At 53.8% G+C, this 17,063-nt stretch carries 12 protein-coding genes; 7 read left to right on the top strand and 5 right to left on the bottom strand.

Translation table 11 applies throughout. The annotated features are described in order from the left end of the window. Positions 1-345: 345 nt before the first annotated feature. From NQ012_RS07205 to NQ012_RS07185, 5 genes are all read left to right on the top strand, one after another. The gene (locus tag NQ012_RS07205; protein WP_373566644.1) at positions 346-741 is read left to right on the top strand and encodes a VOC family protein; all 396 of its coding nucleotides are present in this window, start codon (positions 346-348) and stop codon (positions 739-741) included. 187 nt (positions 742-928) lie between these two features. Further along, complete coding sequence (gene acnD, locus NQ012_RS07200) at positions 929-3,535, top strand: Fe/S-dependent 2-methylisocitrate dehydratase AcnD (RefSeq protein ID WP_257066926.1); 2,607 nt, start codon at positions 929-931, stop codon at positions 3,533-3,535. A gap of 426 nt (positions 3,536-3,961) precedes the next feature. Beyond that, positions 3,962-5,086: an ABC transporter ATP-binding protein gene (locus NQ012_RS07195; RefSeq protein WP_085366975.1), complete on the top strand. Its 1,125-nt coding sequence runs from the start codon at positions 3,962-3,964 to the stop codon at positions 5,084-5,086. 16 nt (positions 5,087-5,102) lie between these two features. Further along, a complete protein-coding gene (locus tag NQ012_RS07190) occupies positions 5,103-6,080 on the top strand; it encodes an ABC transporter permease subunit (RefSeq protein WP_257066924.1) in 978 nt (325 codons plus the stop codon). Then, positions 6,080-6,970, top strand: a complete 891-nt coding sequence (locus NQ012_RS07185) for an ABC transporter permease subunit (RefSeq protein WP_085366973.1) — start codon at positions 6,080-6,082, stop codon at positions 6,968-6,970. The genes NQ012_RS07190 and NQ012_RS07185 overlap by 1 nt, the downstream gene beginning before the upstream one ends. A gap of 419 nt (positions 6,971-7,389) precedes the next feature. On the opposite strand, the gene NQ012_RS07180 is transcribed toward NQ012_RS07185, so the two are convergent. Next, positions 7,390-8,556 (bottom strand): NAD(P)H-dependent flavin oxidoreductase, encoded by a 1,167-nt coding sequence (locus NQ012_RS07180; protein ID WP_257066923.1) that lies wholly within the window; start codon positions 8,554-8,556, stop codon positions 7,390-7,392. A gap of 270 nt (positions 8,557-8,826) precedes the next feature. After that, the gene (locus tag NQ012_RS07175) at positions 8,827-9,762 is read right to left on the bottom strand and encodes a serine hydrolase (RefSeq protein ID WP_257066922.1); all 936 of its coding nucleotides are present in this window, start codon (positions 9,760-9,762) and stop codon (positions 8,827-8,829) included. Between the two features lie 375 nt (positions 9,763-10,137). Here NQ012_RS07175 and clpX point away from each other — a divergent pair, with 375 nt between their 5' ends. Next, on the top strand, positions 10,138-11,394 hold the full coding sequence (gene clpX / locus NQ012_RS07170) for an ATP-dependent Clp protease ATP-binding subunit ClpX (RefSeq protein WP_257066921.1): 1,257 nt from the start codon (positions 10,138-10,140) through the stop codon (positions 11,392-11,394). Positions 11,395-11,532: 138 nt separating this feature from the next. Here the strand turns inward: clpX and ybaK are convergent, their stop codons facing one another. Beyond that, entirely contained in the window at positions 11,533-12,012 is a 480-nt protein-coding gene (ybaK, locus tag NQ012_RS07165) for a Cys-tRNA(Pro) deacylase (protein WP_257066919.1), read from the bottom strand. A 140-nt stretch (positions 12,013-12,152) separates the two neighbouring features. Between ybaK and NQ012_RS07160 the strand changes: the two genes are divergently transcribed. Next, complete coding sequence (locus NQ012_RS07160; RefSeq protein ID WP_257066918.1) at positions 12,153-12,509, top strand: RidA family protein; 357 nt, start codon at positions 12,153-12,155, stop codon at positions 12,507-12,509. Positions 12,510-12,878: 369 nt separating this feature from the next. Here the strand turns inward: NQ012_RS07160 and recN are convergent, their stop codons facing one another. Continuing rightward, a complete protein-coding gene (gene recN, locus NQ012_RS07155) occupies positions 12,879-14,540 on the bottom strand; it encodes a DNA repair protein RecN (RefSeq protein WP_257066917.1) in 1,662 nt (553 codons plus the stop codon). 340 nt (positions 14,541-14,880) lie between these two features. After that, a complete protein-coding gene (locus NQ012_RS07150) occupies positions 14,881-17,043 on the bottom strand; it encodes a heavy metal translocating P-type ATPase (protein WP_257066916.1) in 2,163 nt (720 codons plus the stop codon). Positions 17,044-17,063: the final 20 nt, after the last annotated feature.

Here is a 17,063-nt window from a genome sequence, read left to right as displayed (position 1 = left end):
AAGCTGCGGGAGGAGGCGACGGTGGGGGCCAAGGAGGCGAAGAAGGCGCAGCCTGCGGTGAAAAAACCGACCGCTAAGTAGTGAAGCTGCCGGCAGGCTGCGTATGGTAACAGATGCAGAGGCCGTCCGGACGTATCGTTTCGGACGGCATCTTCGCAGTTATATTTTGTATATGAGACTTTTGTGAAATTCACTCAGGCCGTCTGAAAATATCTCACTGCCGTTATTCCTGTCTATACGGGAATAACGGCAAATAAGTTTTTAGGGATATGCTCTGAGTTTGGCAATTACAATTACTTTTATCCAGCAATGATATCGTTTTTTAAGTAATGAAATTAGGAGAGGATATGGATCAGCACATCAATTTCATCACGTTGGGAGGGCGATATTCATGTTTCCCGTTGTTTTTATCGGGATGTTTTCGGTTGGGAACCAAACGAAAGTAGCAATGAGCATATTGCGTTTTATCAAACGGGTAGTGCGCTGCTTTTTGCGTTGTTCGGCAAGCATGCTTTGGCAGAAGATGCGGGGGTAAGTGCGGAAGGTAGTGGTTTTGCACGTTTCACGCTGGCGCATAATGTTAGCAGTGAAGCCGAAGTAGATGAGTTGTTTCGTACTTTTTCTAAGAAAAACGTTACGGTTGTGAAGCAGCCGCAAACAGTATTTTTTTGGGGGGGTATAGCGGCTATATTGCCGATCCGGACGGCTTTTTATGGGAAATCTGTTACAACCCGTTTTTAGAAAAGTTGCGTTAAGGCGGAATTCGGGAGAAATGATAAGTTATAAATAAAAATTTATTTACCCCTTTCGGTTGAGCATATCAGCGATTACAATACACTACATTCAAACGGCCTGAGGCCGTCTGAAAAATAACAGTTAGCTTTGAACGCTGTTTAAACAAGAAAAATATTCACAAAGGATTAAACTCATGAGCACCAACCAAATCTACCGCAAACCCCTGCCCGGCACTAATTTGGAATACTACGACGCGCGCGCGGCGTGCGAAGCCATCAAACCGGGTTCCTACGATACCTTGCCTTACACCTCGCGTATTCTGGCTGAAAACTTGGTCAACCGTGCAAGTAATGTTGACTTGGAAACACTTAATTCCTGGCTCTCGCAATTAATCGAACGCAAACAGGAAATCGATTTTCCGTGGTTCCCTGCGCGCGTGGTGTGCCACGATATTCTGGGGCAGACGGCATTGGTGGATTTGGCCGGTTTGCGTGATGCGATTGCCGAAAAAGGCGGCGATCCGAGCAAAGTCAATCCTGTTGTTCAAACCCAATTGATTGTTGACCACTCGTTGGCGGTAGAGTGCGGCGGTTACGATCCTGATGCCTTCCGCAAAAACCGCGAAATCGAAGACCGCCGTAACGAAGACCGTTTCCATTTTATCAATTGGACCAAAACCGCCTTTGAAAATGTGGACGTGATTCCGGCGGGCAACGGCATCATGCACCAAATCAATCTGGAAAAAATGTCGCCGGTGATTCAAGTGAAAAACGGCGTGGCTTTCCCCGATACCTGCGTCGGCACCGACTCGCATACGCCGCATGTGGATGCGCTGGGCGTGATTTCGGTGGGTGTGGGCGGTTTGGAGGCCGAAACCGTGATGCTCGGCCGTGCTTCGATGATGCGCCTACCCGATATCGTCGGCGTGGAGCTGACCGGCAAACGCCAGCCCGGTATTACCGCTACCGATATCGTGCTCGCGCTGACCGAATTTTTGCGCAAAGAGCGCGTAGTCGGCGCATTTGTCGAATTTTTCGGCGAAGGTGCCGACAGTTTGTCGATCGGCGACCGCGCCACCATTTCCAATATGACACCCGAATTTGGCGCCACTGCCGCGATGTTCTCCATCGACCAGCAAACCATCGACTATCTGAAACTCACCGGCCGCGACGACGAGCAAGTGAAATTGGTAGAAACTTATGCCAAAACCGCCGGTTTGTGGTCTGATGCGCTGAAAACCGCCCTCTATCCTCGCGTACTGAAGTTCGATTTATCCACCGTGGTGCGCAATATGGCCGGCCCCAGCAATCCGCACGCCCGTTTCGCCACCGCCGACTTGGCTGCCAAAGGCATTGCCGCATCTTACGAAGAGCCTTCAGACGGCCAAATGCCCGACGGCGCGGTGATTATCGCAGCGATTACCTCGTGCACCAACACTTCCAACCCGCGCAACGTGGTCGCTGCCGCCTTGCTGGCGAAAAAAGCCAACGAATTGGGCTTAACCCGCAAACCGTGGGTGAAGTCTTCATTCGCACCGGGCTCGAAAGTGGCAGAAATCTATCTGAAAGAAGCCGGTTTGCTGCCTGAATTGGAAAAACTCGGCTTCGGCATCGTTGCTTTTGCCTGCACCACGTGTAACGGTATGTCCGGCGCGTTGGATCCGAAAATCCAACAGGAAATCATCGATCGCGATTTGTACGCCACCGCGGTATTGTCGGGCAACCGCAATTTCGACGGCCGCATCCACCCCTATGCCAAACAAGCTTTCTTGGCTTCGCCGCCGCTGGTGGTGGCCTATGCGATCGCCGGCAGCATCCGCTTTGATATCGAAAACGATGTGCTGGGCGTGGCTGATGGCAAAGAAATCCGCCTGAAAGACATTTGGCCGAGCGACGAAGAAATCGACGCCATCGTGGCCGAACATGTGAAACCGCAGCAGTTCCGCGATGTGTATATCCCGATGTTCGACACCGGTGCAGCGGAAAAAGCACCGTCGCCGTTGTACGACTGGCGGCCGATGTCCACCTATATCCGCCGCCCGCCTTACTGGGAAGGCGCATTGGCGGGCGAGCGCACGCTCAAAGGCATGCGCCCGCTGGCGATTCTGCCCGACAACATCACCACCGACCACTTGTCGCCCTCCAACGCCATTTTGCCGACCAGCGCGGCCGGTGAATATTTGGCCAAAATGGGCCTGCCTGAAGAGGACTTCAACTCTTACGCCACCCACCGCGGCGACCACTTAACCGCACAACGCGCCACTTTCGCCAACCCTAAACTGTTTAACGAAATGGTGAAAAACGAAGACGGCACGGTGAAACAAGGCTCGTTGGCGCGTGTGGAGCCGGAGGGCCAAGTGATGCGGATGTGGGAAGCCATCGAAACCTATATGAACCGCAAACAGCCGCTGATTATCGTGGCCGGCGCCGATTACGGCCAAGGTTCGAGCCGTGATTGGGCCGCCAAAGGCGTGCGCCTAGCAGGTGTGGAAGCGATTGTGGCCGAAGGTTTCGAGCGCATCCACCGCACCAACCTGATCGGCATGGGCGTACTGCCCTTGCAATTCAAAGAAGGCGTGAACCGCCGCACGCTCGAACTGGACGGTACAGAAACCTACGATGTCATCGGCAAACGCGAACCGCGCTGCGACTTGACGCTGGTGATCCACCGCAAAAACGGCGAAACGGTCGAAGTGCCTGTTACCTGTCGTTTGGACACAGCCGAAGAAGTGCTGATTTACGAAGCAGGCGGCGTGCTGCAACGCTTTGCACAAGACTTCTTAGAGGGCAATGCGGCATAAAAAACCGTTTGAAAATAGTGCTATCGTGCAACATAACAGGCCGTCTGAAATGATTTCAGACGGCCTGTTGCTAATGATAAGGTGCCCAGGCTGTGGTTATGAAAAACCTTTCGTTTGTTCTTTGCCTGTATTGATCGACTGTATCAATATAAGCAGGAAGTTTTTCCAACGGTTCAAAAGCTTAATTTTGTATTGCCCCATTTAGGCATAGGCTAATATAATTACAGATTCAGGCGGGGCTGTCGGCAACCTTAACGGGTTTTCCACAGCCCTTAGAAATTTCCATGCTGCCCGTGCGCTTTTTAAAGAAAACCGTTTTGTTTGGATGCGTTTTAAAACGGTTTTCATCAGGCAATCAAACAGCTTTATTTTCACCCTTTGCGAAACCCGTTTCGCCGGTACCCGTTATCGATTGGAGTATTGCTTATGAACGCAACCACTGCGTCTTCCACCCAGCCTTATCTGCAAATTCAAGGTTTGGTGAAAAAGTTTGGTGACAATTATGCTGTCGATCACATCGACTTAGATATTGAAAAACATGAAATTTTCGCCCTGTTGGGCAGCTCGGGCAGCGGCAAGTCCACACTGTTGCGTATGCTGGCGGGCATGGAAACACCGAATCAGGGCAAAATCATTCTCGACGGCCAGGATATTACCCGCCTTGCGCCCTATGAGCGCCCGATTAATATGATGTTTCAAAGCTATGCGCTGTTTCCGCATATGACGGTGGAGCAGAACATCGCGTTCGGTTTGAAGCAGGACAAAGTGCCCAAAGGCGAAATTATCGACCGTGTCGAAGAAATGCTGCGTTTGGTGCAAATGACCAAATTCGCCAAGCGCAAGCCGCACCAGCTTTCAGGCGGCCAGCAGCAGCGCGTGGCTTTGGCGCGCAGCTTGGCCAAGCGCCCGAAAATCCTGCTGCTCGACGAACCTTTGGGCGCATTGGATAAAAAACTGCGCCAACAAACCCAGCTTGAGTTGGTTAATACGTTGGAGCAAGTGGGTGTAACCTGCATTATGGTAACGCACGACCAAGAAGAAGCCATGACCATGGCCACCCGCGTGGCGATTATGTCGGAAGGCAAGCTGCAACAAGTAGGCACGCCTAGTGATGTGTATGATTTCCCCAACAGCCGCTTTACTGCGGAGTTTATCGGGGAAACCAATATTTTCGAAGGCGTGGTTTTGGAGGACCATGCCGATTACGCCGTTATCGAATCGCCCGAATTGGAAAACAAAGTGCGCATTGACCACGGTTTGGGCGGCCGCGCCGAGCAGAATTTGTGGATCAGCATCCGCCCTGAAGACATCGACGTGCATAAAGAACAGCCGGCGGAAGAGGGCGGCTTCAACTGGGAAAAAGGCATTATCAAAGAAATCGCCTATCTGGGCAGCTTTACCATCTACCACATACAGCTGGCTAACGGCCGCGTAATCAAGAGCCAAGTGCCTGCGCCGTATTGGTATGTGCGCAATATCACGCCGCCCACTTGGGATGAAACCGTTTATGTAAGCTGGCCCGAAAACCAACCTACCCCTCTGTTCAGCTAAGTTGCAAGGATACGCGATGAAACTGAAAAAACTGAAACGCAAACTGCTGCGCCGGCCGGGGCAGCGGGCGGTGATTGCCGTACCCTATATCTGGCTGTTGGTGCTGTTTTTGGTGCCATTTGCGATTGTGCTGAAAATCAGCTTTGCCGAGCAGGAAATTGCCATTCCGCCTTATTCGCCGCTGATTACCACCGATCCCGATATGGGAAGGATGAATATCGCGCTGAGTTATCAAAACTATTCGGATATTTTCCAAAATTTCTGGAGCAGCCTGGGGCAGATGCTCAACCCGTTTGCAGCGGGAAACGGCAACAATATTTATCTGCTCACTTATTGGCTGTCGATTAAAACCGCGCTGACCACCACCTTAATCTGCCTTGCGCTCGGTTATCCGATTGCCTACGCCATTTCGCGCGCCAATCCCGCTTACCGGAACGGCCTGCTGCTGGCGATTATGCTGCCTTTCTGGACTTCGTTTCTGTTGCGTGTTTACGCTTGGATGGGGTTGTTGGGGCACAACGGCATCATCAACAACTTTTTGTTGAAATACGGCGTAATCAGCGAGCCGCTAAACCTGTTTTACAACTCGTTTTCGCTGAATCTGGTGATGGTTTACGCCTATCTGCCGTTTATGATCCTGCCGCTCTACACCCAACTGGTGAAACTTGACGGCAGGCTGCTGGAGGCCGCATCCGATTTGGGCGCGGGGCCGGTAAAAGCCTTTTTCGCGATTACCTTGCCGTTGTCGAAAACCGGCATTATCGCAGGCTCGATGCTGGTATTCGTGCCGGCGGTGGGCGAATATGTGATTCCCGAACTGGTAGGCGGCTCGGAAAACCTGATGATCGGTAAAGTGTTGTGGCAGGCGTTCTTCGATCAGAACAACTGGCCGCTGGCTTCCGCCGTTGCCGTGGTGATGGTGATTCTGCTGGTGATTCCGATTGTGCTGTTCCACCGTTATGAAAACCGTGAACTTGAAGAAGGGGCCAAATAATGTCGTCAAACAGATTGTCTTGGTTTCTCAAATTGATGCTGGGTTTGGGTTTGGCCTTCCTGTATATCCCGTTGGTGGTGTTGGTGGTTTATTCGTTTAACGAATCCAAGCTGGTAACCGTTTGGGGCGGCTTTTCAACCAAATGGTATGGTGCGCTGATGAATAACAGCACCATTCTCGAAGCGGCTTGGCTGTCGTTGCGGATTGCCGTAGTGTCGTCGTTGGCCGCCGTTGTGCTCGGTACATTGGCAGGTTATGCGCTGGCACGCATCAAGCGGTTCCGCGGCAGCACCTTGTTTGCCGGCATGGTGTCGGCGCCGATGGTGATGCCTGATGTGATTACCGGCTTATCCATGCTGCTGCTGATTATTCAGGTGCAGATGTTTTTGCAAAGCAGCGATTTGCTGAGTTGGCTTTATTTCGACCGCGGCTTTTTCACCATTTTTCTGGGGCACACCACCTTGTGTATGGCCTATATCACCGTGGTGATCCGCTCGCGTTTGATCGAGTTGGACCAATCGCTGGAAGAAGCGGCTATGGACTTGGGTGCCCGCCCGTTAAAAATCTTTTTTGTGATTACCCTGCCGCTGATTGCACCGGCCATCGCTTCGGGTTTTTTACTCGGCATTACCTTGTCGTTGGATGACTTGGTGATTACCTCGTTCCTTTCCGGTCCCGGTTCTTCCACCTTGCCGCAAGTGATTTTCTCTAAAATCAAACTCGGCCTCGATCCGCAGATGAACGTGTTGGCAACCATCATGATTACCATCGTCGGCACATTGGTGATTCTCATCAATTACTACATGATGCGCCAAGCCACCAAACGCGAACGCGAAGCCGCCGAAGCCTACCGGCAGGAGAAATTGGCTTTGGAGAAAGTGGGCCGCTGATGAGGCAAGCCTGCCTGTAATAAAAAAACCGAACCGCCTGATAAACACGGGCGGTTCGGTTTTTTTATTGAGGGGAATAAACGGGTAGGGCGGGAGCGGTATTGATTAAACTAAGCTTAAAGAGACTTTGAGCAGACCGCAGGCCGTCTGAAAATATTTTGCAGCTTTATAGTGTTTGAGCCAAATTTATTTTCAAACAGCCTGAGACCTTTGCAAAATTCAAATTGCTATCTAAAAAATCTGAACTCCGTCATTCCCGCGTAGGCGGGAATCCAGACGCTTGGCATCCAAGTATTTGTTTTAATCAATGCTTCAATATTTCCATCTGGATTCCCGCCTACGCGGGAATGACGGTATTTAAGCATTTCAGACGGCCTTAAGGGTATTTTTGCAAAGGTCTCGGCCTGTATTGACACGGCTTAACCTTGCTGTACGGGGTGGCCTTGCAACAGATATTGAATGGTTTCGCGCACGCTTTTGATGGCATTGCCGAAAGGAAGCGGGTCTTTGCCTCTGAAGAACAAACCCTTATCGACTTCGCCGCGCCAAGCGGCGGCCAGTTGGATGTCGATGCAGAACTGGCCTACTTTTTCCAAGCCGTCGCGCAAGCCGCATACCGACAAGCAATTGATACCCTGCGTGCAACGGCGGGGGTCGGCTTTGGCATTGGCCTGAAGTTTGGCTTCACGCTTGATGTAGCTGTCGAGAAATTTGGTGCGCACACCGCGCGCAGGCAGGCCCGCCACCGACATAAATTCCACCACTTGCTCTATCGGCGCGCCCGCAAGCGTTTGTTTGAAGTTCAGATGGGCGTCGCCTTCTTCGGTAACGGCGAAAGCGGTGCCGATTTGCACGGCGGAAGCGCCCCAGCTTTTCAGCGCTGTGGTGATTTTTTCAAAATTAGCCATGCCGCCGGCCAGCACCAACGGGATTTTTTCGCTTTCCAAACCGAGTTTCTTAAACACTTCAAACGTTTCTTCGATCACGCGCTTAAACTCGAATTTTTCATCGTTTACACCATCTACCGTCATCGCGCCCAAGTGCCCGGCGGCGTGGGCAGGGTGTTCGATAACGATGGCATCGGGCAGAATGCCTTTTTTCATCCAGCGTTTCAACACGATGTTGATGCCGCGCGATTCGGAAAGAATCGGCAGCAGGGCAACGTTTTGGTGGTAGCCCTCGGTCATTTCGGGTAAGTCGAGCGGCAGCCCGGCGCCCATCACAATGGCATCGGCACCCGACTCGCAGGCTTGGCGCACCAAACGCTGGTGGTCTTTCACCGCTTTCATCACATTCACGGCAATCATGCCTTTGCCTTGCGCATCTGCTTTGGCTTTTTGAATTTCACGGTCGAGCGCAATGTGGTTGAGCTTGGCGTATTTTTCTTCGGAAGGATTGATTTTGGATTCGGCCAGCAGATCGTCGTGCAGGTGGCGCAAGTCCACGCTGGCGATGGTGCCCAAGCCGTTTTCCCGAGCCACGGCGCTGGATAATTTGGATGCGGATACGCCTACGCCCATGCCGCCCTGTACGATCGGAATCAGCGATTTGCCGCGGATAACCAAAGGGTCGAAGCTGTGCTGCATATATATTTCCTTAGTTGTTCAATGTGTTGCATAAACTTGAGCAGTTGTTTGCCGTTGGCCGGCAGTGCAACGCATCAATGTGTGCGTATGATGTTTAGGCATTATACTCTAGCTTTGCCTAAAATTAGAGTAAAACTATAGTTATTTTATTGCAAGTTGCAGTAAAAACGCTTTGTTTAAATAAAACAAAGGCTTTGTTGTGGTATGCGCACAAAGGCCGTCTGAAATATTTCAGACGGCCTTTGTTTGGCGGGCAGATTTGCATTGTGCTTAAGAGCGGCGCTGCAACATCCACGATTCGATTTTGCGCGCATCGTTTACGCGGCTGAGGGAGGAGGGTGCATTCAGCAAAACGATGGTAACCGGCTGGTTTTGCACATTGGCGCGCACCACCATCGAGCGGCCTGCTTCGCGGATATAGCCGGTTTTCTGCAATTCGATATTCCAGCCGCCTTCGCGCACCAGCGAATTACTGTTTTTATAGCTGGTTTGGCCGCGGTTGGTGTAAACCGAGCGGTAGTTGGAAGTGCTGTCGCGGCGGATAACCGGATATTTGCTGGCGGCCTGCACCAGTTTGTTCAAATCGTTGGCGGTGGAAACGTTGCGGAAATCCAAGCCGGTCGGCTCGTAAAAACGGGTGTTGGTCATGCCGAGACTTTGGGCTTTGCGGTTCATGGCGCTCACAAATGCGCCCATCCCGCCGGGATAGCTGCGGCCGAGTGCGTGGGTGGCGCGGTTTTCACTGCTCATCAGGCTCAGGTGCAGCATTTCGGCGCGCGTCAGCGTGGTGCCCACGGTTAAGCGGCTGCCGGTGCCTTTGAGACGGTCGATTTCGGCTTCGGTGATGGTGATGCGCTCGCTCATGTTTTGGTCGGCATCAAGCACCACCATTGCCGACATCAGTTTGGAAATCGAAGCGATGGGCATCACGCGGTTGGGGTTTTTCTGAAACAGAATTTCGCCGGTTTTGTTGTTCACGATCAGTGCCGACTGCGAAGCGAGCAGCGGGCCGGCATAAGCGGCTTGCGCTTCCACCTGTTCGGCGGCATTCATGGCGGCAAACGCGCCTATCGGATCGCTTTCTACCGGAAAGTTTTGTTCCAAAAACTGGCCGAGCACATCCAAATCATCGGCGGCGGCAGGCAGGGAAAACGCGGCCAAACCGATGCTCAGGCAGGCGGCGGCGATTTTTTTGCTGAAATTCATTTTGCAGGATTCCGTATGTGTTTCGTGGAAAGGTTCGAAAGCAAACAGCGGCGGTCGTGCCCGAAAAATATGTGCGGCGCAATCGGCGGCGGGGTGCGGGTTTATGACAAATCGGCGCTGTTTTGAAATGATTGACGGATTATCGTGGAGCGGGGAATGCTTGTAAAGTAAATAAAGTATATTTTTCATTAGTTTGCGCCATTTTTTACGTTTCCGTTGCATTTTTTTATGCAAAAAAGGCCGTCTGAACGGTTTAAAAGGCAAATTAAGCGGCGCGGTTTGATAAACGGGCGGATAGTATTTATACTAAACCGTTTTGGGGCGGTCTGCACCGGCAGGCGGCTCCGCATACAGTTAATGGTTGAAGAATAGAATATGTCTGACGAAAAACGTTATTGCTCGTTTTGCGGCAAGCCCGAGCATGAAGTAAAAAACCTGATTGAAGGCGAACACGCCTACATCTGCAACGAATGTGTGGAAACCTGCGGCATCATGCTGCAAAACCCTAACGATGATTTTATGCAGGAAGCGGGTGCGGGGGAAGACAAACTGCCCACGCCCGCCGAAATCGTGGCCAACCTCAACGACCACGTTATCGGGCAGGAACAGGCGAAAAAAGCGCTGGCGGTGGCGGTGTATAACCACTATAAACGTTTGCGCCATCCCAAAAGCAGCGACAAAGTGGAATTATCGAAAAGCAATATTCTGCTGATCGGCCCCACCGGTTCGGGCAAAACCCTGCTGGCGCAATCGCTGGCGCGCAAACTCGATGTGCCGTTTGTGATGGCCGATGCCACTACGCTCACCGAAGCGGGTTATGTGGGCGAAGATGTGGAGCAGATTATTACCAAGCTTTTGGGCAAATGTGATTTCGATGTGGAAAAAGCCCAGCGCGGCATTGTGTATATCGATGAAATCGACAAAATTTCACGCAAGAGCGACAACCCTTCGATTACCCGCGACGTATCGGGCGAGGGCGTGCAGCAGGCGCTGTTGAAACTGATTGAAGGCACGGTGGCTTCGGTGCCGCCGCAAGGCGGGCGCAAGCACCCGAATCAGGAATTTATCAATGTCGATACCACCAATATCCTGTTTATCTGCGGCGGCGCGTTTGCCGGTTTGGAGAAAGTAATCCGCCAGCGCACCGAAAAAGGCGGCATCGGTTTCGGTGCGGTGGTGAGCAGCAAAGATGAAAACGCCGACATCACCGCCCTGTTTGAAACCGTGGAACCGGAAGATTTAATCAAATTCGGCCTGATTCCCGAATTAATCGGCCGCCTGCCTGTGATTGCCACGCTGGCCGAGTTGGACGAAGATGCTTTAATCAATATCCTCACCGAGCCGAAAAACGCGCTGGTGAAGCAATATCAGGCTTTGTTTGCGATGGAGGGCGTTGAGTTGGAAGTGCTGCCTTCCGCTCTGCGCAGCATTGCCAAGCAGGCGATGGAGCGTAAAACGGGTGCACGAGGTTTGCGCTCGATTGTCGAACGCTGTTTGCTTGATACCATGTATATGCTGCCTGATTTGCAGGATGTGAAAAAAGTGGTGGTAAACGAAAACGTGATTGAAAAAGGAGAGGCGCCCAAACTGCTGAAAGCGGACGGCAGCGAGTATCTGCAAACCGCTGCGTAAAACGCAAAACGGTATGGGCAGGCCGAGACTGTTACAAAATCCAAAAAAGCACCGCCGTTTTAAAATACAAAAACATCAGGCCGTCTGAAAACCTTTCAGACGGCCTGATGTTTTTGAAAAAAGAAGTTTAAAACAGGCTCAAACCGCTACATCCACACTTTGCGGATCCAGCGTTTTCAGGGCGGCACTCGGCACCGCTACCAAAAAACCGCGTTTGCCGCCGTTGATATAAATTGTTTCCAGATCCAAAATGCTGCGCTCCACATACACGGGCAGCGCGGTTTTTGTGCCGAAAGGGCTGGTGCCGCCCACTAGATAGCCCGTCCATTTATTGGCCTGTTTCGGGTCGGCCGGTTCGATGTGTTTCATGCCCAATTGGCGCGCCAGATTGCGGGTGGAAATCTGTTTGTCGCCGTGCATCAGCACAATCAGCCCCTGCTTTTGTTCGTTTTGCAGAACGATGGTTTTAATAACCCGATGCTCGGGCACGCCCAAACAGGCGGCAGAATGCGCGGTACCGCCATGTTCTTCGTAGGGGTAAAGCTGCGGTATGAAATTTATTTGGTGTGTGCGCAGAAAACGCACGGCGGGGGTAACGGGGTAATCGGTTTTGCTCATAACAGGCCGTCTGAAAATAAATGTGGTGGTTGCCGTGAAATATTTTGCCATATTGGGCACGAAACCGCGTGTGCGGGGGAAGTGTTTCTGCCGTCTGTGCTACCATACGCTTTTTCAACACACTCTGCAAAGGAAGCAAAATGACTGTGCAATATTTCGGCCAAACAGCGCGCTTGTCGGAAGCCACCGTGGCCAACGGTTTCGTTTTTCTGGCGGGCATGGTGCCCGAGCGAACCGATGTGGGCGTAACTGAGCAAACCCGCGATGTGCTGGCTCAGATCGACAATTGGCTGGCGCAATGTGGTTCCGATAAGAAGCATATTTTGGAAGCTACGATTTTTCTGCCGGATTTGGCCGACTACGACGCGATGAACGAAGCTTGGGATGCTTGGGTTGCGCCCGGCCACGCTCCCGCCCGCGCCTGCGTGCAGGCTAAATTGGCCAAACCGGAATGGAAAGTGGAAATCAAGGTTTCTGCGGTGCAAACCGGCAAATAGGCGCACATGGCTTGCATGGGGATGCCGGCGGAAATTGAGGATTTTCTGCTTGTTGATTTTCAAGGCGCCGTTTTTCTGTTCCGATAGCATCTTTCCGACTGCACGCCCTAAAATGCGGGATAAAAATTCAGGCCGTCTGAAATATGGGTTTTCAGACGGCCTGAAATTTTTGCGAGTGATTTCGGCATCTTCAAACATCTGCATCATATTCGGGCTTGCCAAGAGTACCTTGTCGGTTCAAAAAATAGCAGATGCTCGGGCCAAGCCCGAGTATGACGGGTGTAAAGTATGACGGGGCATAAATATTTTCAGGGTTGGAACGGATTTCGCAAAGGTTCCGGTTGGTCTGGCTGCCTTATCCGATGCCAATTATTCCGCCGCCAGAGCCAGCATTTCTTCGGCATGTTTGCGTGTGGTGCCGGTAATCACTTCGCCGCCGAGCATACGGGCGATTTCTTCGATGCGGCCGCTGTTATCCAATACTTTGATTTCGCTAACGGTTTGCTCGCCTTCGCTGTGTTTGTGCACCTGCCAGTGGTTTTCGCCGCAGGCGGCCACTTGCGGCAGGTGGGTAACGGCCAGCACTTGGTGCCGTTTGCCCAGCGCGCGCAGGGCGCGGCCTACGGTTTCGGCCACGCCGCCGCCGATACCGGTATCCACCTCGTCGAAAATCAGCGTCGGCACTTGGGTGTACCGGCTGGTAACCACTTGGATGGAAAGGCTGATGCGGGCAAGTTCGCCGCCGGAGGCCACTTTGTTGAGCGGGCGCAGGGGGCTGCCTTTGTTGGCGGCCACTTGGTACTGCACTTGCTCCAAGCCGTGCGGCGCGGGCGGGCAGGGCGGCAGTTCGATGTGGAAGGTTGCGCCTTTCATTGATAAATGCTGCATGTGTCCGGTGGTTTCGGCGGCCAGTTTGGCGGCGGCCTCACGACGCATGGCCGACAGTTTCTGCGCGGCGGCGGTGTATTCGGCCTCGGTGCGCGCAACGGCGGCTTCGAGGGCGGCGATGTCGGCGGCTTCGTGCAGGCTTTGCAGGGTGCGGTTCAGCTCTTCGAGTTTGGCGGGCAGCTCTTCGGGTTCGACGCGGTATTTGCGCGCCATGCCCATCAGTTCGCCCATGCGCCGTTCTTGTTCGGCCAATTCGCCGGGGTTGATTTCGACGCGGTTGGCTACGTCGCGCATATTGGAGCTGATTTCGCCCAATTCGGCTTCGACGGCGGCGAGCATTTCGAGGCTTTCGGCAAAGCGCGGTTCGATGTTTTGCAGGCTGCCCAAGAGTTTTTGGCATTGGTAGAGTTGGCGCTGCATACCGTTGTCGCCGTCGATGTGTTCCGAAACCTGCTCGGCGGCCTGCAACAGTTCTGCGGCGTGGGCGAGGCTGTGGTGGCTTTGGTTGAGGCTTTCCCATTCTCCGTGGCGCAAATCGAGCTGATTCAGTTCGTTATATTGCCATTCCACCCGTTCGCGTTCGATGGCGATGTTTTCGGCATGGTTTTGCGCTTCGTGGAGGGCTTTGCGGGCGTCGTTCCAGTTTTGGTAAAGATTTTTTACCGAGTCTGTCTGTTCTTGCGCGCCGGCGAAAGCATCAAGCAATTGCCGCTGGGCGGATTCTTGGTTGAGCGAATGGTGTGCGTTTTGACCGTGGATATCGATGAGCTGGCTGCCGATTGCTTTCAATTGCGCCAGCGTGGCGGCCTGGTTGTTGATGAAGCTGCGGCTTTTGCCTTTGGCGTCGATAATGCGGCGTACGCTCAGCTCTTCGCCGCCTGCTTCCAGCAAACCCTGTTCATACAGTTGCGCCTGCAATGCGGGCAGGCCGCCGATGTCGAACAGGGCGGAAAGTTGGGCTTCTTGGGCGCCGGTGCGTACTTGGCTGAAGTCGGCTTTGTCGCCCAACAATAAGCCGAGCGCATCGAGCGTGATGGATTTGCCCGCACCGGTTTCGCCGGTGAGCACGGTGAAGCCGGTTTGGAAGTTGAGGTTGAGTTTTTCTACAATCACGAAGTCGCGTAATGAAAGCGCCAGCAGCATGGGGGTTCCTCGGTTGGGGCCGTCTGAAACGGGAATTGAGATGGTTGTGCGGGATTATAACTAAGATTTTTCGTAGTTAAAATAAGATTTTTTATAGTTTTCTTAGAATTTATTTATTTTTTTAATTGATGTTGTTGATTTTATTAGGTTTAGGCCGTCTGAAAGATGTTTTCAGACGGCCTGAACTCATGTTAGGGACCTTTGCAAAACCCCCGGCTGTGGATGCAGTTCAAGGCGCAGCAGCGCAGCGAGCGCAGACATATCAAGTACAAGGCTAAGCGAGCGAAAGGGCATAAACGCACAACGAAGAAATGCGCCGCAGATGGGGGCAAAGGTCTCGTTAATCAATCCTTACCCGCTTCAGGCGCAAAGCATTGCCAAGCACCGAAATCGAGCTTAAGGCCATGGCCGCGCCGGCAATCACCGGGCTGAGAAAGCCCAAGGCGGCTAACGGAATGCCCAATGTGTTGTAGAAAAAGGCGAAAAACAGGTTTTGCTTGATGTTTTTCAGGGTGGCGCGCGAAATCAGCAGGGCATCGACCATTTGGTCGACCGAGTGCTGCATCAGGGTGGCCGAGGCGGTGTGTTCGGCCACGTCGGCTCCGCCCTTCATGGCGAAGCTGACATCGGCGGCGGCGAGTGCGGGGGCGTCGTTGATGCCGTCGCCCGCCATCGCCACGGTTTTGCCTGCGGCTTTCAGCTTCTGCACTTCGGCGGCTTTGTCGCGCGGACTCATGTTGCCGAAAGCGCGGTCTATGCCCAGTTGCGCGGCGATGTAGCCGGCCACGCCCTGATTGTCGCCGCTCATCATATACACTTCGATACCGTGCGCTTTCAGACGGCCTACCGCCTGTTTGCTGTCGTTTTTGAGACGGTCGGCCAGCGCGAAGGCGCCGAGGGCGCGGCCGTTTGCCGACACGGCGACGATGCTGGCGATTTGCCATACTGAATCAAGGTTTTCGGGCAGTGTGAGGCTGCAATAGGCGGGTTTGCCCACTTTCACTTCGCCGATGCCGTCGATATCGGCTTTTACGCCCGCACCGGCTTCGGTTTGCACATTGCGGGCTTCGGGCAGGGCAATGCCGCGCGCCAAGGCCGTCTGAACGATGGCGCGTGCGAGCGGGTGGGCGGCGTTTTGTTCGACGGCGGCGGCAAGGCGGTAGAGTTCGTTTTCGTCTGTGTTTGCAGACGGCCTCAGATACACCGCCGCCACTTCGGGTTTGCCTTCGGTGAGGGTGCCGGTTTTGTCGAGCACCACTGCGTTTACATGGGCGGCGGCCTCCATGGCGGCGGCGTCTTTAAACCAAATGCTGTGCCGCACCGCCTTGCCCATGCCGACCATAATCGCGGCGGGCGTGGCGAGGCCGAGCGCGCACGGGCAGGCAATCACCAACACCGCCACGGCGTTCATCAGCGCGGGTATCCAATCGCCTTTGAAGAGCCAAGTCAAAACAAAAGTGAGCGCGGCGATGCCGACCACGGCGGGCACGAACACCGCCGCCGCTTTGTCGGCCACCCGCGCAATCGGCGCTTTGCTGCCCTGCGCTTCGGAAAGGGCGGCCATCATGTCGCCGAGCAGGGTTTGGCTGCCGAGCTGGCGGGCGCGGTAAACGATGCTGCCGTCGGTAATCATGGCGCCGGCCAGCACTTTGCTGCCGGCGGTTTTCGCTTCGGGCTGCGATTCGCCGGTCAGGTGGCTTTCGTCGGCCCAGCCGCTGCCGCTCTCGACAATGCCGTCGGCCGCGATGCGCTCGCCGTGGCTGGCGCGGATTAAATCGCCGATTTGCACCTGATCGAGTGGCAGGCTCTGCCATTGGCCGCCGCGTTCCACGTTCACTTGGCGCGGCGTGAGTTTCAGCAGCAGGCCGAGGCTGTTGAGGCTGGATTTTTTCGCGCGGTGTTCGAGAAATTTGCCCAGGCTCACGAAACCGACCACCATCACGCCCGCCTCGAAATAAACGTGCGCCATGCCGTCGTGGCCCATCGCGCGGTGGGCAAACATCATATAGGTTGAATAAAGGTAAATCGCCACCGTGCCGACGGTAACCAGCACGTCCATATTCGCCAGCCCGCCTTTGATGCTTGCCCATGCGCTTTTGTAAAACGGAGCGGCCAGCCAAAGCTGCACTACGCTGGCCAGCGCAAACTGCCACATAACGGGCATCATCCAGTCGTGCCGGCCCGCCATCATGCCCGCCATGCCGATGAGAAACGGCACGTTGATGGCCAGCAGCAGCCACAAACGCCAGCCGATATGGTTTTCAGACGGCATCGGGGCGGCAGCATCGGTTTTTTCCACCGCTTCAAAACCTGCTTTGGCGATGATTTCCGCCAGCGCGGCGGCATCGGTGCGGCTGTCGTCGAACACCACCTGCGCTTCTTCGCTGGCGAAGTTCACCGAGGCCGCTTCAACAAAATCTTTTTTGTTCAACACTTTTTCGATGCGGCTGGCACAGGCTTGGCAGGTCATGCCGCCGATTTGGAAACGGGCTTTCTGCTGCATGGGTTTTCTTTCTGTTGGGG

It is taken from the genome of Neisseria dentiae (assembly GCF_024580525.1).
GTDB classification, from domain to species: domain Bacteria; phylum Pseudomonadota; class Gammaproteobacteria; order Burkholderiales; family Neisseriaceae; genus Neisseria; species Neisseria dentiae_A.
Note: the sequence above shows the minus strand (reverse complement) of the source record. Positions and strands in the feature narration are given on the sequence as shown.